Annotated in this window: 17 protein-coding genes; 1 reads left to right on the top strand and 16 read right to left on the bottom strand. The window is 39.0% G+C overall.

What is annotated here, in order from left to right; genetic code table 11:
* Positions 1–92: 92 nt before the first annotated feature.
* Positions 93–539: a nucleoside deaminase gene (locus MF1_RS01220; protein WP_014923767.1), complete on the top strand. Its 447-nt coding sequence runs from the start codon at positions 93–95 to the stop codon at positions 537–539.
* Positions 540–664: 125 nt separating this feature from the next.
* Here the strand turns inward: MF1_RS01220 and MF1_RS01215 are convergent, their stop codons facing one another.
* From MF1_RS01215 to MF1_RS01140, 16 genes are all read right to left on the bottom strand, one after another.
* Positions 665–1,222 carry a hypothetical protein gene (locus MF1_RS01215; protein ID WP_161510283.1) on the bottom strand — a complete coding sequence of 186 codons (558 nt, stop codon included), beginning with the start codon at positions 1,220–1,222 and terminating at the stop codon, positions 665–667.
* A 202-nt stretch (positions 1,223–1,424) separates the two neighbouring features.
* Positions 1,425–4,340, bottom strand: a complete 2,916-nt coding sequence (gene ileS / locus MF1_RS01210) for an isoleucine--tRNA ligase (RefSeq protein WP_161510282.1) — start codon at positions 4,338–4,340, stop codon at positions 1,425–1,427.
* A 254-nt stretch (positions 4,341–4,594) separates the two neighbouring features.
* On the bottom strand, positions 4,595–5,932 hold the full coding sequence (locus MF1_RS01205; protein ID WP_161510281.1) for an outer membrane protein: 1,338 nt from the start codon (positions 5,930–5,932) through the stop codon (positions 4,595–4,597).
* 498 nt (positions 5,933–6,430) lie between these two features.
* Positions 6,431–7,249 (bottom strand): outer membrane protein, encoded by an 819-nt coding sequence (locus tag MF1_RS01200; protein WP_014923763.1) that lies wholly within the window; start codon positions 7,247–7,249, stop codon positions 6,431–6,433.
* Between the two features lie 318 nt (positions 7,250–7,567).
* The gene (locus tag MF1_RS01195) at positions 7,568–8,401 is read right to left on the bottom strand and encodes an outer membrane protein (protein ID WP_042995291.1); all 834 of its coding nucleotides are present in this window, start codon (positions 8,399–8,401) and stop codon (positions 7,568–7,570) included.
* Positions 8,402–9,545: 1,144 nt separating this feature from the next.
* Entirely contained in the window at positions 9,546–9,860 is a 315-nt protein-coding gene (locus MF1_RS01190) for a hypothetical protein (RefSeq protein WP_161510280.1), read from the bottom strand.
* Positions 9,861–10,430: 570 nt separating this feature from the next.
* Positions 10,431–11,051, bottom strand: a complete 621-nt coding sequence (locus MF1_RS01185) for a ribonuclease D (protein ID WP_011179052.1) — start codon at positions 11,049–11,051, stop codon at positions 10,431–10,433.
* The gene (locus MF1_RS01180) at positions 11,052–12,440 is read right to left on the bottom strand and encodes a dipeptidase (RefSeq protein WP_161510279.1); all 1,389 of its coding nucleotides are present in this window, start codon (positions 12,438–12,440) and stop codon (positions 11,052–11,054) included.
* Positions 12,441–12,523: 83 nt separating this feature from the next.
* Positions 12,524–13,399, bottom strand: a complete 876-nt coding sequence (mutM, locus tag MF1_RS01175) for a bifunctional DNA-formamidopyrimidine glycosylase/DNA-(apurinic or apyrimidinic site) lyase (RefSeq protein WP_161510278.1) — start codon at positions 13,397–13,399, stop codon at positions 12,524–12,526.
* A gap of 56 nt (positions 13,400–13,455) precedes the next feature.
* Positions 13,456–14,703, bottom strand: a complete 1,248-nt coding sequence (locus MF1_RS01170; protein ID WP_014923758.1) for an aminopeptidase — start codon at positions 14,701–14,703, stop codon at positions 13,456–13,458.
* Positions 14,704–14,735: 32 nt separating this feature from the next.
* Positions 14,736–15,596, bottom strand: a complete 861-nt coding sequence (locus MF1_RS01165) for a cell wall hydrolase (RefSeq protein ID WP_161510751.1) — start codon at positions 15,594–15,596, stop codon at positions 14,736–14,738.
* Positions 15,597–16,363: 767 nt separating this feature from the next.
* Positions 16,364–17,086 (bottom strand): phosphate signaling complex protein PhoU, encoded by a 723-nt coding sequence (gene phoU, locus MF1_RS01160; RefSeq protein WP_011179047.1) that lies wholly within the window; start codon positions 17,084–17,086, stop codon positions 16,364–16,366.
* Positions 17,087–17,107: 21 nt separating this feature from the next.
* A complete protein-coding gene (gene pstB, locus MF1_RS01155; RefSeq protein WP_014923755.1) occupies positions 17,108–17,866 on the bottom strand; it encodes a phosphate ABC transporter ATP-binding protein PstB in 759 nt (252 codons plus the stop codon).
* A 58-nt stretch (positions 17,867–17,924) separates the two neighbouring features.
* Complete coding sequence (gene pstA / locus MF1_RS01150; RefSeq protein ID WP_161510277.1) at positions 17,925–19,217, bottom strand: phosphate ABC transporter permease PstA; 1,293 nt, start codon at positions 19,215–19,217, stop codon at positions 17,925–17,927.
* Complete coding sequence (pstC, locus tag MF1_RS01145) at positions 19,214–20,674, bottom strand: phosphate ABC transporter permease subunit PstC (RefSeq protein WP_161510276.1); 1,461 nt, start codon at positions 20,672–20,674, stop codon at positions 19,214–19,216. Before pstC ends, pstA begins: the two co-directional genes overlap by 4 nt.
* A 60-nt stretch (positions 20,675–20,734) precedes the next feature.
* A complete protein-coding gene (locus MF1_RS01140) occupies positions 20,735–21,781 on the bottom strand; it encodes a PstS family phosphate ABC transporter substrate-binding protein (RefSeq protein WP_011179043.1) in 1,047 nt (348 codons plus the stop codon).
* Positions 21,782–21,906 lie beyond the last annotated feature (125 nt).

The raw sequence follows: 21,906 nt of genomic DNA, 5'->3' as shown, positions 1-21,906 counted from the left end.
CGTTAAAAAGAGTAAGAGGCTCATTCACTTCACAGCATCCATCTCTATGAGAAAGCCTTTTAGCCCTCTACACTTTAAGTAGAAAGAACACTATGATTTTGACTCCTATGGAAATAGCTCTTTTAGAAGCACGATGGGCAGAAAAAAAAGACGAGGTTCCCGTAGGCGCCGTTATCACATACGGACAATCAATCATTGCACGCACTGGTAATTATATAAAAGCTGCATACGATCCTACAGGACATGCAGAAATGCGCGTTATCCGTATGGCTTGCGAAACATTCCAAAGTGAAAGACTTCCTGATTGTGACCTTTATGTAACGCTCGAACCTTGTGCCATGTGTGCCGCAGCCATTTCATTTGCACGCATACGGCGCCTCTACTACGCAATAAGCGATCCCAAAGGAGGTGCTATTGAACACGGCCCACGTTTTTATCAGCAGTCAACCTGTCATCATAGACCTGAGGTTTATTCTGGTTTCAAGGAAAAAGAAGCCGCTCAATTGCTTAAAGATTTTTTTGCACAAAAGCGGTATTAAAGATGATTCCCCTATTCTCATCCACAACACCGATCTTTTATTTAACAATATTAGCTTCTATTAGCGCTCTTTAAAAGGTCACTAGCCCTTTGTTACTGTGGCCAACTTTCGAAGTGCTTCTTCTTTCATGCTCTTTTAAACGTTTTATCGTTACTCTGTTGACCAACAGGTGTAATTTTTGCCGGTTGACGATAATTTAAAGGTGGCTCAGTGAGATACTGACGATACTTCGCACTTCCAACTTGTGCTCTCTGACGACGTAAATATTCATATCGTTGCGTTGCATTCAACTGTGAAATATTTTCTGAACTATCAATATCAGCATGCCCATTAACCGATGATACTTTTTTAGGAAAAACAAAAATTCTGCCATCGCCACCAACATGCGGTTCCGATGTTGCTCTTCTATTGAAAGAGCTATCTTGTTCTACATCTTGCTCCGGCAGTGGTAAAACTCCAAGCGAACCAGGGCTTGGCATTACAAGTTTTGGATGAGATTTTATAACAAGTTGACTATTGTTGTTTGTCGGTTTTAGTGAGGTAATGTTAGCGACATCTTCAAAAAATTGTAACGAAGCTGGTTTCCCTGTACCATAGGTAGGGGCAGATAAATTACATCCCGTTAAAACAAAGCACATACCCAAAATACTTGCTGAAAATATTTTTATTTCACGTTTTTTCACTGCTTACCCATTTTCCTAAGTACAAGTTATGGCTGATTAATATTCTGGCGATTCACTGGAGACCAAATCCATGCACACCCCCCCCCAAGATAAACGAACGAAACTTACCATTAACATAAAAAACCATACGCATCAATGACAGAATTCAAATGATAACAATGCTGTTTTTAATCTTACACTTTTCCACTCTAATCCAAAACTTTTAAATCTTTCCGAGCATTTGTAACTCCCGCAAAGCAGCTGCATCGCGGGCAGATACATCAGGATAAGCTGGATCGCTTCCAACATCTTGTGTATAACGCCAAGATCGAGCACATTTTGTACCCAAGGCCTTGCCCGGATATACAGCAACGCCTTCAACATCGCTTAGAATAAAAGCATCCGAAGGCGGTACATCCTGAGTAATTGTTAGAGCACTGGTGATACAAATTTCTGCCATATCCAAATTTTCTAACGCCTCCAGTAAAACCGGATTAGAAATAAAGACAATAGGCGCTGCTTCTAAAGATGATCCAATACGCTTGGCGGCTCGTTCAAACTCTAAAGCACCCGTCACAACTTTACGGACCTGCCGGACCTTTCTCCAACGTTCAGCCAAAAATCCGTTCTGCCATTCCCCTGGCACAGAGCGGAACTGCTCTAAATGCACCGAATGACTTTTGGGGGAATGTTCCAACCATGCTTCTTCCATAGTAAAAGGCAACATTGGAGCAAGCCATGTTACCATTCGTTCAAAAATCTCACGGATAACTTGCAAGGAAGCCTTGCGCTTTTTTGATGAAGGTGCATCGCAATAAAGAGAATCTTTGCGGATATCAAAATAAAATGCCGATAACTCAGTAATCGAAAAATCCAATAATGCGCGCATAATCTTTTTAAAATCAAATTCATCATAAGCTTGATTAATCAACTGATCAAGTTCAAAAAGTCGATGCAATATAAATTTTTCAAGGTCTGGTAGTGCACAATAAGATATTTTTTCTCCTTCATCATGTACTAAAATTCCAAGCATCCAGCGAATCGCATTGCGCAATTTACGATATAAATCCATATTCGTCTGAAGAATTTGTTTGCCTAAACGCTGATCTTCCCAATAATCGGTCGTCATTACCCAGAGACGAAAAATATCAGCACCAGATGTTTTAATAATTTCTTGCGGAACAACTGTATTTCCCAAAGATTTAGACATTTTCTTGCCATTCTCATCCAAAGTAAAACCGTGTGTGATTACCGCTTTATAAGGGGAACAAGCGCGTGTACCGCAACTTTCCAAAAGAGAGGACTGGAACCACCCACGATGTTGATCAGATCCTTCAAAATAAACATCAGCAGGCCATTTTAAATCATCCCGATCTTCTAATACAAAACTATGGCTCGCTCCAGAATCAAACCAAACATCAAGAATATCAAGGACCTGAACCCAAGATTCATGTGCACGTTCACCTAAAAAACGCTCACGGGCTCCTTCAGCAAACCATGCATCCGCTCCTTCTGCTTCAAAAGCCCGTAAAATACGCTCATTCACTCTCTCATCTTTAAGAATGACACCATCCTCATTCGCAAAAATACAAATCGGAACACCCCAAGCACGTTGACGAGAAAGAACCCAATCAGGACGATCTGCTATCATAGAAGCCAAACGGTTTTGACCAGAAGAAGGTACAAAACGCGTCATCGAAACAGCCTCTAAAGCCCGACTGCGTAAAGTTGAACCATCTCCAAGATCTTTATCCATCGAAATAAACCATTGGGGTGTATTACGGAAAATGACCGGTTTTTTCGAACGCCAACTGTGAGGATAGGAATGTTTTAAACGACCGCGTGCAAACAACCGATTCGCTTTAATTAAAGCGTTAATAACCTCTTTATTGGCATCACCCATTTTTCCATTATCATCAATAACGCGCACAGCCCCCCCTTCACGGTTTGGTCCAAAACCAGGAGCATCCTTCGTATAAAAGCCAGCATCATCAACGGGAAACGGTATAGATGTATCAATACCAGACTGCTCCAAAAGTGGTTTATAAGCATTCCAAATTTCAAAATCTTCACGTCCATGGCTGGGCGCTGTATGAACAAAACCTGTACCAGCATTCTCGGTTACGTGCGCACCATCAAGCATCGCAATCTTATCATTATAACTTCCAGCCAAACCTTTTAATGGATGAAAAAGAAAAAGAGTTTTAAGCTCATCAGCAGAAATAATCCGCAAACGCTTCAAAACAAGTTTTGCTTTTTCTGCACAACTCATAGCCAAAGCATCAGCAAAGAGAAGTCTTTCCCCAACTTGAGGACCAAAATCATTTTGCGTGCTTGCAACCTCGTAAACACCGTAAGAAATCTGCGAAGAATAACTCACTGCACGATTACCAGGAATTGTCCATGGAGTCGTTGTCCAAATCACAACATAAGCACCACATAAGTCACTAGAATCGGCTTGCAAAACAGGAAATTTAACCCAGATAACCTCTGATTCATAATCATGATATTCAATCTCTGCTTCAGCCAAAGCAGTACGCTCAACAACAGACCACATCACAGGCTTTGAACCACGATAAATCTGACCTGACATAGCAAATTTCATCAATTCACTGGCAATGCGTGCTTCTGCATGAAAGGCCATTGTCGTGTAGGGACTGTTAAAATCTCCGACGACACCAAGACGTTTAAATTCTTCACTTTGAACAGTTATCCAATATTTTGCAAACTCACGGCATTCTTGACGAAATTCATTAAGGGGCACATCATCTTTATTTTTGCCTTGCGCACGATATTTTTCTTCAATTTTCCATTCAATCGGAAGTCCATGACAATCCCAACCAGGTACATAATTTGCATTAAAACCACGCATTTGGAATGAACGAATAATCACATCCTTTAACACTTTGTTTAAAGCATGCCCAATATGGATATGGCCATTTGCATAAGGAGGACCATCATGAAGAATGTAAAGTGGGCGGTCTTTTGCTTGCTGACGCAATTGAGCATAAAGGCCCATATTGTCCCATCGTGCTATCAGTTCAAGCTCTTTTTGTGGCAACCTCCCACGCATTGGAAAATTTGTTTGTGGGAGATAAAGAGTTTTCGAATAATCTATTGTTTCATTTTTCACAGTCATTGTGAAATATTCCTGTCCACTTTTACGATTTCATTTTTTCATAACTTCCCTGAACCCTGCAACTTTGGTTTTTTGATCTACGAGGAAAGCCGAGCGAATTATTCGTATTAGGCAGCGATCAAGAAGATATATTATCACATTTCACGGGCTTTATCATGAAACTATCAAGAAAGAAAACCCCAAAATGATTCTCTCAAAAAAAATAAAGGCTCCACCGCCGGCAGAACCTTTTAAAAACTTAGTCTTATAATAAATTAGAATTTATAAGCTACACCAATACGAAAATCATTGGTTTTATAGTTAACTTCAAGCTTTTCCTTTGCAAATTTCTTTTTACCAAAGCCTGAATAACGATATTCCGCACGAAGTAAAACATTGTCAGTCATTGCAAAGTCAATACCACCACCAAGAGTATAACCGATCAGGGTCTTTGTTTCATTGGTTAAATTCTTATGAGAAACCGCTTCTCCATCCTGTTTCTTAAGTGATATCGACACGACATCTTGGAGCTGTGTATAGGCAATACCACCAGCAACATAAGGCATAATGCGATCAGCAGCAAAACCGATACGTACCCGTGTAGCACCAGCCCAATTTTGTTTTAAAGTATGGGTTAAAGTTTCAGCTCTACCTCCTTGGTCCAGTCCGAGAGAAGAAGCCACCTTCTTCACTTCTTCTATACCATATACACCAGCACTTTTTTCATTCACAGTTTGCTCACCTTGTGCACTCCGTCCAGCTGCACTCGATCCACCATGCGGATTACTGTGTGGATTATTAGCGCCGTGTGAATGAGCACTCTGTTCAGCACCATGATGTGCACTGAGATGAGCACTAACTGGCTTATTGACAGCAGATTCTATTCCTGATTGCGCTTGTTCTGATACTGATTGTTCTGACACCAATTTTTGTTCTGAATCACCTGATCGTGCTAAATGTAATCTCTCTCTTCTTTGGGCTTCTACCGATGCTGCCGTTGCTGGTGCTGGTGCCGTTGCTGGTGCCGTTGCTGGTGCTGGTGCTGGTGCTGGTGCCGTTGCTGGTGCCGTTGCTGGTGCTGGTGCTGGTGCTGGTGCCGTTGCTTGTGCTTTTCTTCGTACTTTTGTTTCTCCTTGTTTCTTTAGTAATGCTGATAATGTTGATGTTTGTAGTACGTCGGCTGATCGCAATGATCTGCGAGATCTTGTGACTAAATTGTCTACTGAAACATTATCAGATGCGCCTAAAGAAATAGTCTTTGTGTATTTTTGTCCAGACCAAATTAAATCTGTATCGATATTAAAAATAAAGTTATCACCAAGATCAATATTAGAACCGGCGTAAAGACCACTTTCAAAACCTGAAAGTTTAGGCAACAAATCTTTACTTAGTAGTACAGCTTTTCCCTTACCAACAATACTCATATCAGTTCTACTTGAAAAACCACCAATTTGAATCCCCGCATAAAAACCTGTCCACGTAAAAGCAGGAGCTGCAATAACTGGCAAAGAAGTTGGTGCTGACTGATGTGGAATTCCCACATCAGCTGCCTGTGCCGCAGAAGCTGAAACCAATGCAAAAATAGATACTGTTATTAAACGTTTCGTATTCATAAAATGTCTCCAAATATCCAAAACGAAGTATATATAGAAAGACCTTTTTAAAATATCTGTAGTAAAAATGCCACAGTCCACAGAAAAAATAGAATGTTTATCAAAGATAGAGCTTCTTATATTTTTGCACTCAATGAGAATTTGTAAGCGAAACTAAAATGCAAAGTAATATTATTCAATTATTGCCAGGTTAATTTCACCACCAATGGTAAACTAACCATCGTCTTACCATCATACAAGATAATATGCACAAATGCTGTAGATTGGTCTGCTACCTTTTTTCTACTAAAACCAAATGGACACCCTGCATCCGCGCATACGCATAAAGGCAATATTAATCAGTGACATAGAATCTTCATGTAGCCAGTAGCTATAAAACCAATACATATCCATGTAATCTTTAAAAGATCTGTAGTAAAAATGATACAATCACAAAAATAGAGGCCCGTTAAAAACGAAGCCTCTTCATAATTCAGACGTGTGTTAATTTACACTCAATTAGAATTTATAAGCTACACCAAAACGGAAATCATTGGTTTTATAGTTAAATTCCTGTGTATTATTTAAGAATTTCTTTTTACCAAAATCTGAGTAACGGTATTCTCCACGCAGCAAAACATTTCCGGTCATTGCAACATCAACACCACCACTAACGGTAAAACCAACCATCATCTTAGTTTCATCATACAAGCTCCCACCCAACTTTTTATTTTTAGCAGCATTCATTCCTGAAACTGACTTCATGCCCTGCATCCGCGCATAAGCAACACCACCAGCAAAATAAGGCATCACACGGTCAAAAGCAGAAAAACCGATACGTGCCCGCGTAGCACCGAACCATTGTGCTTTGTAAGTATAATGATCGCTTATCGTGTCATTTTCTGAAAATTTATCCTTTAGCGTAATTCTAGCAGCCTTAAATTCATCGTTAAGAGAGTTGGCTTGAGGTACAGAAAGAGTTCTTGTAACGCTTGTTTTCGTTGCTTCACAATCAGCCCAAATTGCATCGGTTTCAACCCCTAGAATCAGACCACTTCCAAGATCTATATTGGAACCTGCATAAATACCTCCCACAATGCCTGAAAGCTGAGGTGTTAACTCTTTAGTAAAAATGCTTGTTTCTTTTCCTAGACCCTTTATTTTATTATCACTTGTAAAATTCCCAATCTGGCCACCAATATAAAAACCTGTCCAAGAAAAGGTAGGGGTAGTAATAACTGGCGCTGCTTCATGAGTAGCAATAATATCAGCAGCTTGTGCCGCAGAAGCGGAAACTAAAGCGATAACAGAAGTCGTTATTAAAGATTTTATATTCATAAGCTGTGCTCCTTCATTTATGAAGCATATGTTACACACCTATGCAAAAAAATCTGTAGTAAAAACGACACAGTTATGAAAATAGAAGCCTCTTAACAACTTCGTTCTACAGGAAAGTTTGTAAGTTACATATATGCCGAAGCTATTGGAGTTACAGTTAAACTCCTGTTTGTTGTTTACAAATTTCCTTTTACAAAAATCAACGTGTAACGATATTCTGCCTGCATGATAATATGAGCCCTGTGACAATAATATCACAAAAAACACCCGAGGCTCCGCCAAAGACAGGGCCTCTTAGCAATTTAAGCTTACAAGACGTTAAAATTTGTAAGCCACACCAACGCGAAAATCATTGGTTTTGTAAGAAGTTTCAAGTTTTCCTTTTGTAAATTTCTTTTTACCAAAATCTGAGTAACGATATTCCGCACGGACAATAACATTATTGGTCATTGCCAAATCAACACCAGCACCAAGGGTGTAACCAACAAACGTCTTCGTTTCATCAGACAGGTTACCAGAAGCAATTACTTTACTTGAATCCTTGTTTTTTATTGATATTGACGCGATATCTTGAAGCTGTGTATAGGCAATACCACCAGCAATATAAGGCATAATGCGTTCAGCAGCAAAACCAATCCGTACCCGCGTAGCACCAGCCCACTTTTCTTTAAAAGTAAAACTGTGCACTCGTTTAACACCAGGTTTGAGGTCATTTTCACTAATGGCAATTCCAGCCTCCGTTAGCATCTTCTTAATATATGGTATATGCTGGGCAATAACCTCATATACTTTCCCCGTTTTTGTATCCTCTTTATCAGACCAAATAATATCTGTATCAACACCTAAAATAAGACCATTACCGAGATCAACATTAGAGCCGGCATAAATGCCACCCATGAAACCTGACAATTTAGGCAAAAAGTCATCTTTCACCGGAAAGGTTTTTCCGTTAGCAAGAATATTCATCTTCGTTTTGCTCGAAAAACCACCAATCTGGCCACCAATATAAAAACCTGTCCAGGAAAAAGTGGGAGCAACAATAACTGGTGCAATGGGTGTAGATCTAGGGGGAACAACAACATCAGCTGCCTGCACTGTTGAAGCTGAAACAAAAGCAAAAGCAGAAGCCGTTATTAACCATTTCATATTCATAATTTTCTCTCCATAGCTTAATATTTGAACACCTGGTCTCATATAGAGCTACAACTATAGATATCTGTAGTAAAAATGATACACCCATAAAAAAAACAAGAAGAACGTCAAAGATCTTCTCCCTTTAGTCGTTTAATACGTAATATCTGTAAAATGAGAATTTCTAGGTTATGACAGAGCAAAAATTATTCTCTTGTCATTAATGCTGTTCTTTATATACAAAATTTGGACAACATACTCTCCCTGTGAAGGAACTCTCCGTCATTGCAAAATGCAATACTCCTACCTGTATGGACGTACACAAACAACATCTTCGGCTTTAACCATCGCATTCCCCGATCACTGACTTGATCCATAAAATTTCTCTCTCATAACTACAAAGGAAAGCTTGCATCTACACTTCAAAAAAAACCCCTAACAACACAAAACACCATACAGATGGCAAAAAATCCACACACTCTCACACCTCTAGCGCATTTTTCTTTAAAAATGAGACTCTTTATGCATTTGATATTTTGTTAAAGATCAATCTCGCCATTTTATTTCTGCTTCTTCCACCCTTTAGAAAATTCTTCAAAGCATTTGCACAATCCTAGGTAATGTTGGCCATCTATTTTATGCTCGTTAAGGCTAAATCGTACCAATACTTCAGAATAAACGCTGGAACTTGCATAAAAACTACCTCTGTAACCGGAAAACTGAGGTATAACCTCTGCACTAAGCCAGAAAACTCTCTTCAAATCTTCAAACCCAATCTTACTCAAAATCAACCTGAACAAAAAAACAACTGATGTTGATTAGGAAACACGAAGCATCTTGAATCTTGAAACTTCTGCAGTAAAAACAACACAACCCAAAAGAAACTTTATAACACTTTAAATCACCAATAAAATCTATAAACCAGCCCTCCCCGCTCAGACTTTGTAACTATGCATTTGCCATTACACCCACTCATCATTCCGAAATCGGAATACCCACATCTTCCACGAATGGTCTCCCCCGTCACTATAAAACCTGCACCACAATTACAAGCGCAAATGAACAGCCTTTCCCATCTTTCAAGCCGGCAAAAGTACCCCGCTTCTTTAGACTTCATTGATTAACAAGAATAAAATCACACCTCCTGATGTTGCTGCTTCGCTTACTAAAAACTCATCGGGCCTCGCGAAAATCGAGGGCGTCCTAATTTCTTTCCCGATTTTAAACCTCCTTTTTTAGCTAAAGACGAGGCTACAAGTACTAACTCAACAGCTTGTTTCCCTTGATTATTATCAATAGAAGAAAATTTCGCTCGTAAAGTTTCACCTAAAGGTTTGCTAACCTGTTCACGAGAAAAAAAATTTTTAGAAGAAACTTGCTCTACCAGCTTTTGAGTAACCACAAGACCGGCTGTAGCTGCCTGAGCCACAAAGATTGAAACAAAAGTAGCAGAAGCTGTAATAAAATATCTTATGTTCATAGATTTATCTCCATAATATCCATAATGGGTTTTATCTAGTGCCCTCGCTTCAAATTTCCATAGAAAAAAGAGAGCTCTCTAAAAAACCCTCCAGCACTTTAATTTTAAAATAAATGGGAATTCTTCTATACAAACATAGAAATCACTGATTTTGTAACCAATAAGAACACAATGCACCGTCAAATGTAAAATACCAAACGGATGTTTAGCAACACACTTCGCTCGCAAGAGCATTTCACCCTATACCGACAGCATTCGTATGGAAAACCTTCTATGTGACATTATTACCCACATTTTCTGCCACTGCCTCCCCATAAAACTGCCCGTCTCTTTTTGTTCAACTAAAAAACAAAGACAGTTATAAACACAAAAAGCAGGGATTCATAAATGGACTTTGTAGTGTGCACTCTTCAAATTAAAGAGCGCTCACTCCATAAGAATTCTGTCATAAAAAGCATTAATCAAAAAAAACGAGAGAACAAAAAATACAAATGCCTATAAGATATGGGCATTTTATTCTATTGCATTAATAATTCTCTCTACTCTCGGTTTAAAAGCAAATTCTTAAACTCAGCTATGTGCAAAAATATCAACCTCCGACCATCCCAAAAGATCAAGTTTCGCCCTCATCGGCAAAAACTGAAAACATGCCTTCGCAACATTCTCTCGTTCTTCACGCTTTAAGCGTTCTTCAAAGATATCTCTTAAACGGTGCAAATATAAAACATCCGAAGCAGCATATTCAATCTGTGCACGTGACAAAATTTCCGCTGCCCAATCCGAAGATTGTTGCTGTTTAGAAATATTTACATTCAACAATTCACAACAAATTTCCTTTAATCCATGACGATCCGTGTAAGTACGAGTAAGTTTTGAAGCAATCTTTGTACAAAAAACGACATCCGGCATAACACCAAATGTATATGCTAAAATAGCAAGATCAAAACGCCCAAAATGGAATATTTTAGTAATCGCCTTATCTTTAAGCAATTTGACCAAATTAGGAGCACTCTTTTGTCCTTTAGCAATCTGTATAATGTCAGCAGTACCATCTCCAGAAGAAAGCTGAACAACACATAAACGATCACGGTGCGGTTGTAACCCTAAAGTTTCGGTATCAACCGCAACAGCGTCAATTTGATAATTGTCCAAGTTTGGTAAATCACCTTGATGAACACGAATTTCTTTCATCTATCCTCCTGTTTTTGCTAAAGCGTCAAGAATACGTACCCAAGACCGTTGCCCCTTATGAAACGACTTAAGATTATATTTTTCATTAGGTGAATGAATACGGTCATCAGCTAATGCAAATCCAACCAAAACAGTTTCCATATCAAGAATTGACTGAAAGTCTGCAACAATTGGGATCGAACCACCTATGCCTGTTAACAAAGCCGGATTACTCCACTCTTGCGATAAAGCATCCTTCGCTGTCTCGATAAAAGGGGAATCATAGGGAAGCTGAATTGCTGGAGAAGCACCATGCTCCTTAAATGCAACTGTACAGTCAGCAGGAATAAGACTACGCACATAATCACGAAAGGCTTGACGTATTTTCTCTGGATCTTGCTTATGCACTAAGCGAAAAGAAACCTTTGCACTCGCTTGAGAAGCAATAACTGTTTTAATTCCCTCTCCCTCATAGCCACCACTAATACCATTAATTTCTGCTGTAGGACGCGCCCATATAAGTTCTAAAATGCTCCGTCCTTTTTCACCAGCAGGAATGGAAAGCCCAATAGGACCAAGAAAATTTTCAGCATTGCAATTAAGCACATTCCATGATTGCAAAATCTGGGGAGGTGTTTCTTCTACTCCATCATAAAAACCAGGAATTGTTACTCTATTATTTTCGTCATGAAGACTTGCCAAAACTTTAGCTAAAATACGAATGGGATTAGCTGCTGCTCCCCCAAAATAACCAGAATGCAAATCACAGTTAGCTGCTGTGATAATAATCTCTTCTGCAAACATTCCCCGAAGAGTAACAGAAACAGATGGTGTATCTGCATCCCACATCGATGTATCACAAACCAATGCGCAATCAGCCTTAAACTCATTCCTATTTGCTTTCAAAAAAGGAACAAGAGAAGGAGATCCACTTTCTTCTTCACCTTCACATAAAACAGTAACTCTCACAGGAAGCTGCCCCGTTTCTTTCTTAAACGCACGACATGCCTCAATAAACGTCATGAACTGACCTTTATCATCTGAAGCTCCACGAGCACAAATAACTTCCTCTCCCTCTCTCTCTTTTAAAGAAGGTGTAAATGGGTCATCCTCCCATAAACTCAGCGGATCAACGGGTTGAACATCATAATGTCCGTAAAACAACACATGCAGACACTCATCTGAAGGTCCTGGATGATGCCCAACAACTATTGGATGACCCGGTGTATCACGGCGCGAAGCTTCAAAGCCAATGCTTTTTAAATCCTCCACTAACCAATCAGCAGCTTTACGACACTCATCTTTATAAGCCGAGTCTGTAGAAATCGATTGAAAACGTAAAAATGAAAAAAGGCGTTCAAGGTTCTTTTCTATATTTGCATCAAGATGTGTTAGCACTTTATCTAGCATATAAAAAAAACTCCTAAGCCTTGTGTAATTATAATTATAGATGTGACTTTAAGCCTCTTGTAGGATTTTGCAAGACATCTTATTTATTTTTGACACTGTGAACAGTAAAAGCTTGAGCGTCCAGACTGTGAAATACGTGTAATAGGTGTTCCACATTGAAAGCATTCTTTGCCTTCTCGTCCATAAACTGAAAAAGAATGTTGAAAATAACCAAGTGAGCCATCTGTACGAATATAATCCCGTAAAGTAGATCCACCAAAAGAAATTGCTTCAGCAATCACATTGCGTATATTCTGCGCTAAAGAATCTGCAAATTCGCGTGCACGTACAGTCTTCAATGCTAAGGTGAATGCTCCACGTTGTGGAGACAAGCGACTACGCCAAAGCGCTTCGCAAACATAAATATTCCCAAGACCTGCAATAATAGACTGATCAAGTAAGACTCCTTTGAGAGATATTTTTTTATTAACAAAAGCTTCTTGTAAATAACGACCAGAAAACTCATTGCTCAAAGGCTCGAGCCCTAGTTTCTTTAAAAGCGGATGCTCATAAAGCCTGTTTGTATCTAGTAAAAGCATAAACCCAAAACGACGAACATCATTATAAGTAAGATGATAAACTTTGCCATCCTTTGCTTGAATATCCATGAGAAAGTGATCATGCTTAACAAATTTCCCTGCAGCAGAATATGTTTTTCTTAAAAGATCATCCTCTATACGCCATGATCCCGACATTCCTAAATGGCTCAAAATTGTTTCATTTTGCGAAAGATGGAATAACAAATATTTCGCGCGTCGACCAAGTTCCATAATTGTTCTGCCCACAAGCCTCTCAGAAAAGGCCTCAGGGAAAGGAAATCGTAAATCTCTACGATTAAGCGTGATTGATATAATCTTTGCACCAGTTATAACCAGCTCAAGTCCACGACGAACTGTTTCTACTTCAGGGAGTTCAGGCATCTATTTTCTTAAATAATGACGCATTTTCCAACAAAATACCATCGAAAAAAATAATATTAAGCCCATTCACCCTTACGAAATACAGGAACTCTCATACCATCCTGCGTAATGCCGTCTATGTCGATTTCATCAGATCCAATCATCCAGTCAATATGAATCACACTTTTGTTACCACCACGCGCTGAAATTTCCTCTGCCGTCAATGATGCTCCATCTAAAAAGCACTTGGAATAACACTGCCCTAAAGCAATATGACATGCAGCATTTTCATCAAACAATGTATTATAAAAAAGAAGATTGCTCTTAGAAATTGGTGAACAATGTGGAACAAGAGCAACTTCGCCCAATCGACTAGCCCCTTCATCAATTTGCAAAACCTGTTGCAAAACTTCCCTCCCCGTCGAAGCACGTGCATCAACAATACACCCCGCTTCAAATCGCACCTCAATATTATCAATGAGCGCTCCTTGATAGGAAAGAGGCTTCGTCGAACGAACAAAACCTTCAACCTTATGAGCATGAGGAGTAGTGAATACTTCTTCTGTCGGAATATTAGGATTGCAGACAACACCATTTTGGGCAACTGATGCACCACCATGCCATTCATGATCATCTGCCAAACCAACCATTAAATCAGTCCCTGGCCCTGTAAAATATAGAGCAGAAAAACGCTGTTCATTAAGCCAAGATGATCGCTGCTTCAAAGTTGCATTATGGACAACCCAGGCATGCACTGGATCCTCTTGCGTAACACGTGAAGCAGAAAAAATTGCATCAGCTAATTTCTTAATCGCCTCATTAAGTGGCAAAGAAGGGAACATCGCCTCAGCCCACCCTGCTGTTGGATAAGCAACAACCGACCAATTCACGGCAAAATTTGATATTTTTTTGAGAGCAGGCTGATAAGCCATTGAAGTCGCCTTATTTAAACGTGTAACCTTATCAAAATCTTGATTGGAAAACAGAAAAGGATTATCACCAACAATAGCTAAACGCGCAGCCCCATTTTCAAAAGCCTTCGCCATTCCCTTATACAGCCAAGAAGGTGCACAATCAAAACTAGCAGTATGTGCATTTTCAAAACGTGTAAGCGATAACATATCATCACTAAAAATTGGTGTAATCACACCAGCTCCAACTTTATAAGCATGATATGCAATACGCCGAACAAAAGGTAATGCTGAAACTGGAGCAGTTAAAACAAGATCCTGCCCCTCTTGTAAATTTAGCCCGACTTTTACCGTAATTTCTGCAAGGCGATTAAGCATTTCAGGCGAAATTATCTCATGAATATCAAAGTACATTACCAATACCCTTCCTTGTGATTGTGAAAAAATTACCGGATTCTGTACTGTTCTTCTAACATTGCAACAATTGCAATTAACTGATCTGATGAGGGCATAGTATACACTGTAACGGGTTTAGCTTCCCCTTTCTCATCTGGACGATTAGGTGCATATGTGGGAATAGGAACTTTATCAAGCTGTGCCACAACAAAAGGTGTAGTACGTACCTTGCTCACCTGTGCTATCTTTACCGAAGGAGAGGCATTTCGTCTTTCCTCTGTTTTTATTCCCTTGCCTGCTAAGCTTGTATCCATGAAACTGGGCGCATTGCCAGAATGTTGTTCTTGGGCAAAAGCATAAGCAACATCATAAGAACGATCATTCGTAGGAACCTGAAGCGATCCATCACGGGATCGCTTTTCATAAAAAGCATTCCCTCCTGCAACACGTACATAGTGCATGTTTTTATAAGGAAAAGATAAACCAGCGGTATGAAAAAATTTAGCGTTTTTAACTTTCTTATCCCGTTCACCGTGTAAAACAGCATTAGCTGCCTCTCTAACACGAGCAACGGATGCCGGCTCTGTCATAGGACGTGTTAAAACACCGGGAGCAAACTGTTTGTACTGACCGACAACGCCGCAAATCGTCTTTGGATAAGCAGTTGAATTAACACGATTCATAACAACCGTTCCCACTGCAATCATCCCTTCACGGCTTGTGCGATTCGATTCAAAATACATTGCACGCATGAGACATTCGCGCTCTGTCAACGGATACATCTCTGCTTTTATTTTCTTGTTATCATTGCCCTTTCGAGCACTAAAATGATCTGAAGCACATCCCACAACAACCAACGGTGCTACAGCTACACAACAGCTAACAAAAATAGCCCAACATTTCTCTTTCATCTTATGCAACATATTTTTCTATCTTTGAAATATTCAAAATTTGAATGCGTTTTAAATGTATCTTCAAAGAAAATATACGGCAATTGTTATAACTTAGTAAAATTTTAATACAAGCAGTAATAAAATTAGGAATTAAAAAGCATTTATGCGAAATATAAAAAAAACTCTTACTTTGAAGAATCGATCATTTCATAAAGTAGACACATTAACAATATTTATTACTAACGACTAGATGGAGATCATCCAATATCAATCCCCACGCTTCAATCGCAACAAAAGACTACCTCTCTGAAAATTATCTAACATTTATGTATACAAAAAAGACGATCTAGAAAGCATTAAAAAAATTCTGTTAGACTCAAAGTATCATCTTTGAAAAGTTATGATGTGTACAATCAAAATTTTAAATTCCCCCTGCCTCAAAAAGTATGAAGCCATACAATTCACTTTAATACCGAAAAATTCGGCACTAAAATTGTCTACATCAATATTGAAACAATCAATATGAATTACTACAAGTTTTAATAAAATGATCAGAAGGGTTCTTTCCCTCTGGCTAAAACATAAGTGATGACACCATCCCCTATCCAAATGCATTAAACTAAGAATTAAAAAAAATCTGCAGTATTACCTTTAAAAACCCCTTTGCTTTTTTGCCATTACCCATAATGCGTAGACCATATTCCCTTCTCCAGCTATACTGAAAGAAAGCGCCCAATACTCCTTATCTTCAGTAACAAAATCATTGTATGCATCTGAGAAAAAATTTAATCTATTTTTTGCTCATCTACCCCAACTTTATAGGTCAGATCATCGCGGGGACGATCAAAAGACATATGATAACCCGTTATGATATAATGAAGTGTTTCAGCAATATTGGTGACATGATCACCAATTCGTTCGATATTTTTTATACAAAAAAGTAAATGCGTGCAAACCGTAATATTGCGCATATCTTCCATCATATAAGTTAAAAGTTCACGAAAAAGAGAGGTATACAGAGCATCAATTTGACCATCACGCTCGCGGACTGCATCAACATGATCCAATAAACGGCTCTTGTAAGCATTCAATACTTCCTTTAACTGATTGAGTGCCAAAACTGTAATTGTTTCAAGTCCACAGTAAAAAGCTTTCGGTTGACGTATTTCTGAAAGTGCAACTGTCCGCTTAGCAATATTTTTAGCCATATCCCCAATCCGCTCAAGATCAGAAGAAATGCGAATAGCACCAACAATTTCACGTAGATCAACAGCCATCGGTTGGCGCTTGCAAATAATTGTAATCGCTTTTTCATCAATGTTGCGTTCTGCTTCATCTAAAAACAGATCATCGGCAATAACTGTCGTAGCAAGCTGAAGATCATTCCGCACAATCGATGCGACAGAATTTTCAATCATTCTTTCCGCATAACCGCCCATTTCTGTAATCTTTGCTTCCAAATATTTTAGTTCTGCATCATAAGAACGAACAGTATGTTTCATAGACATATTCTATACTCCTCAATTCATCTATCCAAAACGCCCCGTAATATAATCTTGTGTACGTTGCTCTTTTGGTGAGGTGAATATCATTTCAGTTGCACCAACTTCGACCAAATGCCCTAGATGAAACATGGCTGTATATTGAGAAACACGCGCTGCCTGCTGCATTGAATGCGTCACAATGACGATTGTATAATCTTTTCGTAATGCATCGATAAGTTCTTCAATACGTGCTGTTGCAATTGGATCAAGAGCCGAACAGGGCTCATCCATTAAAATAACTTCAGGACTAACCGCAATAGCACGCGCAATACACAAGCGCTGTTGCTGCCCTCCTGACAAACTTGTCCCTGTCTCATGAAGGCGATCTTTTACTTCTTCAAATAAACCTGCCTGTCTTAAACTTTTTTCAACAATATCATGCAATTCGGCACGCGATTTGACTAAACCATGAATGCGTGGCCCGTAAGCAACATTTTCAAAAATAGATTTTGGAAAAGGACAAGGTTTTTGAAAAACCATACCAACACGCGCACGCAATTCTACAACATCAATTTGCGAATCATAAATATTTTCTCCATCTAAGGTAATAAGACCTGTTATTTTAGCACCTTCAATTGTATCATTCATACGATTAAAACAACGCAAAAAGGTCGACTTTCCGCACCCTGAAGGACCAATTAAGGCAGTAACCTTATGTTCAGGAATATCAAGCGTAATACCATGGAGTGCTTCTTTGTCTTTGTAAAAAACTTTCACATCTTGACCACGCATTTTAATCTTCATTACAGAATTCACCTTACTTTAGAACACAAACGTTATCGAGATTACTGCTTTATAGAAGTTATCGGCGCCTTTCAAATCGTCGACGTAAAAAAACAGCAGAAATGTTCATGACAGAGAGAAAAACCATTAATACGATAATAGCACCCGATGTCTTTTCAACAAAAGCGCGCTCTGCCTCACTTGCCCACATAAAAATTTGAACTGGTAGAGCTGTCGCCGGATCCATTGGTGTAACAGGAATATTCGCAACAAAAGCAACCATTCCAATCAAAAGCAAAGGGGCAGTTTCACCCAGAGCCTGAGCTACACCAATAATCGTACCAGTCAAAATACCAGGCGCAGCTAAAGGAACAACATGATGAAAAACCATTTGTGTTTTCGATGCTCCCAATCCTAAAGCTGCCGCGCGAATAGAGAGAGGAACAGCCCGCAAAGCGGAACGTGTCGCAATAATGATTGTTGGGAGCGTCATAAGAGCCAAAACAAGTCCACCAACAAAAGACGCTGAACGCGGTAACCCAAAAAAATTAACAAAAACTGCAAGTCCTAAAAGACCAAAAACAATCGAAGGAACAGCCGCAAGATTATTGATATTAACTTCAATAAAATCCGTAAATTTATTTTTGCGTGCATACTCTTCAAGATAAAGAGCTGTCGCTATCCCTATTGGTAGCGAAATCACTAAAACTATAGCTATCATGTAAAAAGAACCGATTATCGCAACCCCTAACCCTGCAGTCTCAGGGCGACTTGAAGCACCAAAGGTAAAAAAACCAAAATTGAATGTTTTATAAAGCGTACCATCATACGCTAAGCGTCTCATCCATTCTACTTGGCGATTAGAAACTTTGCGGTTTTTTTCTGCTACATGCAAATCAATCTGTCCTTTATAAGCAGCATCAATATTTGCTGATGCTAAGACTTTGATTTTTCGCGTTTTTCCAATCAGCTTTGGATTCTTTGTCACCATTTCACGTAGTTGAACACGTACGCTGTTTGAAAACATACGGTTAACATCCCGCAAAGCTACTCGATTATTTTGATCTATACCAAGCTTTGTCGCCAAAGCATTTTGTACAAGAAGCGGATAATTTGCTGTTATAAGCACCTGTGGATTTGTTTCACGCTGACCATTTGGATCAATGACCTTTTCATCCAAGTAAATCGACAGAGTCATCTCGCTTTGAAAAAAAGCTGCATACCCCTGACTCATGATCGACCATAAAAGAGCGAACAAAAAAAACAAACCAATAAAAATGGCAATCAAACCGTACGCCCGGAAACGACGTTCAGCCCAATATCGACGTTTGATGCCAATATTACGCCGATGCAAAAAAAAAGCCTCACTCATTCATATTGTTCCCGATATTTACGCATAATGTAAAGAGAAAGAATATTCAACAAAAGGGTCACAATAAAAAGCGTCGTCCCTAAAGCAAAAGCGACAAGAGTTTGTGGAGAATTAAATTCAAAATCACCTGTTAATTGATTAACAATCTTCACCGTCATCGTGGTCATTGCTTCAAATGGATTAAGCGTTAAATTTGCTGCAACACCTGCTGCCAAAACCACAATCATTGTTTCCCCAATTGCGCGTGATGCTGTCAATAAAATCGCTCCTATAATTCCTGGGAGCGCTGCCGGTATAATAACTTTTTTAATCGTTTCAGATTGTGTTGCTCCTAGACCATAAGATCCTTCGCGCAAAAAACGGGGGACAGCTGTAATAACATCATCCGACAAGGAGGAAACAAAAGGAATCAACATAATCCCCATCACACATCCAGCTGTCAAAATGCTTTGGGCCATAATAAAACCAACACCATCAGAGAGAGAAACAGACAAATCATGTAAAAATGGTCCTACAACCTTCAAAGCAAAAAAACCATAAACAATGGTTGGAATACCAGCAAGCACTTCCAACAATGGCTTCACAATTGACCGCAATCGAACAGAAGCATACTCGGCCATATAAAAAGCCGAAAACAATCCAATAGGAACAGCAAAAAGCATTGCTACAAACGCAATATAAAGTGTACCAATAAGGAGCGGTATTAAACCAAATTGCCCCACTTCATTGCCCGAACCACTGGCTGAAAACCGCGGATCCCAAACTGTTCCAAAAAAGAAATTTGAAAAAGATACAGACTGAAAAAAACTTACTGTCTGAAAAAACAGAGAGAGTACAATAGCTGCTGTCGTCAAAACTGCAATTATAGACGCACAAACCAACCCTATAACAATCAAACACTCAACTTTATTGCGCGCACGCTGATATGGAGTAATTTGCATAATTCCACAGATAAAACCAAAGGATGCAATTATAAAAAGCAAACCATGACCAATAAATTGTAACTTTTCAGAAGAAGAAACCCATGATTGCGCTATCCTTAATACATCATCTGGTGCTTCACGAGGCAAAACAAACCCTTTCGCGAATAATTGCGCCTGCACTTCTTCATACGAAGCCTTAATAAGATCCCCCTCAAAGTGTTGAATCATTTTAACCAGACTACGGATAGCCCCTAAAATAATGTCATAATTAACAACTTCTGTCACGCGTGCACTATACGCACCAATTTCTCGCGAAGCGCTATATTCTAAATAAATTGCACTCCCACTATCCCAAAAAATTAAAAAAACGAGAGCAGGAATAACAGTTATCAAAAATGTCCACCAGCCGTAATAATATGCACGAGAATGCATCTTGTATTGTGTGTATTCAAGATAGCGAGCCCGCATATAAGAAATACAAAAGCCAATAAAACCAAGAAGCAATAGGAAAAAAATAATACAGGAAATGCGCATATTGTCTCTCAATTTTTACAAGGAACAGCTCAGAAAACTCCTACATTACAAATTAGAAAATTATTTCAAAGTCATCACTCGGCCAGCAGAAAAAGCAGAACGCTGTGCTTGACGCTCCTTGTCAGAAGCAACAACCAAACCATATTCAGCCAATGGACTATTTGGACCAATCATTTGATCAGAAAGAAAAAAATCAACATATTCCCGCAAACCTGGAATAATATTCAAATGCGCTTTTTTAACATAGAAGAAAAGTGGACGAGAAATCGGATATTTGCCACTAGAAATTGTTTCAACAGTTGGCGCAAAACCATTAATGTCTGCAACCTTTAGCCTATCAGCATTATTTTCATAAAAAGATAAACCAAAAACACCAATCCCTGTTTTATTCGAAGTCAGACGTGCAAATGTTTCAGAATAATCACCATCAATATCAATCACCTTTCCATCCTTACGTACAGCAATACAAGCAGCATGGATCGCCTTATCATCCATTCCCAAAAATTTCATCGCTTCAACTGCTCCACTGGCCTTACAGCCTGCAACTAGCAATTTTTCTTCAAAAACTTCACGCGTTCCATGTTTTTCGCCAGGAATATAAGCTGCTATTGGCCAATCAGGAAGAGTGCTCTTGATCGCCTTCCATTTCGAAATTTTATTTGACTGCAATTTCCCATTCACAACAACTTGAGCAGCGAGCGCCCTATAAACATCTATTGGCTCTAATTTCCAATCAGGACCATTTATATCTGTCGCAAAAACAATACCATCATAGCCGATGCGTATTTCTTCAACATCTTTTACACCAGCATCAAAGCAAGACTGTAATTCACTAGGCCTCATTGCTCGCGAAGAATTAACGATATCAATTGTGCTCTCCCCAATGCCACGGCAAAATTCCTTAATACCCGCACCTGAACCACCTGATTCGATCACTGGAATCTTTAAATGAGGGTAAATTTCTCCAAATATTTCAGCAACAATTTTTTGATACGGTAAAACAGTAGATGAACCAGTTATCTGAATTTGATCGCGTGCATTGCCAACATTCACTGACAACAAAACCACAAAAACCAGTCCCACTCCAACTGATAATAATTTTTTCATCCATAAACTCCCTAGAATGTGAATCAGGATCTCTTGTTCATTATATGATAATCTAAATTTTAATTCATATTTGCAGCATGACAAATATAAAAAAACAACATTCATAATTTTTCTGACAAAATCAC

It is taken from the genome of Bartonella quintana (genome assembly GCF_009936175.1).
GTDB classification, from domain to species: Bacteria; Pseudomonadota; Alphaproteobacteria; order Rhizobiales; family Rhizobiaceae; genus Bartonella; species Bartonella quintana.
This window is presented reverse-complemented; position numbering and strand designations above follow the sequence as displayed.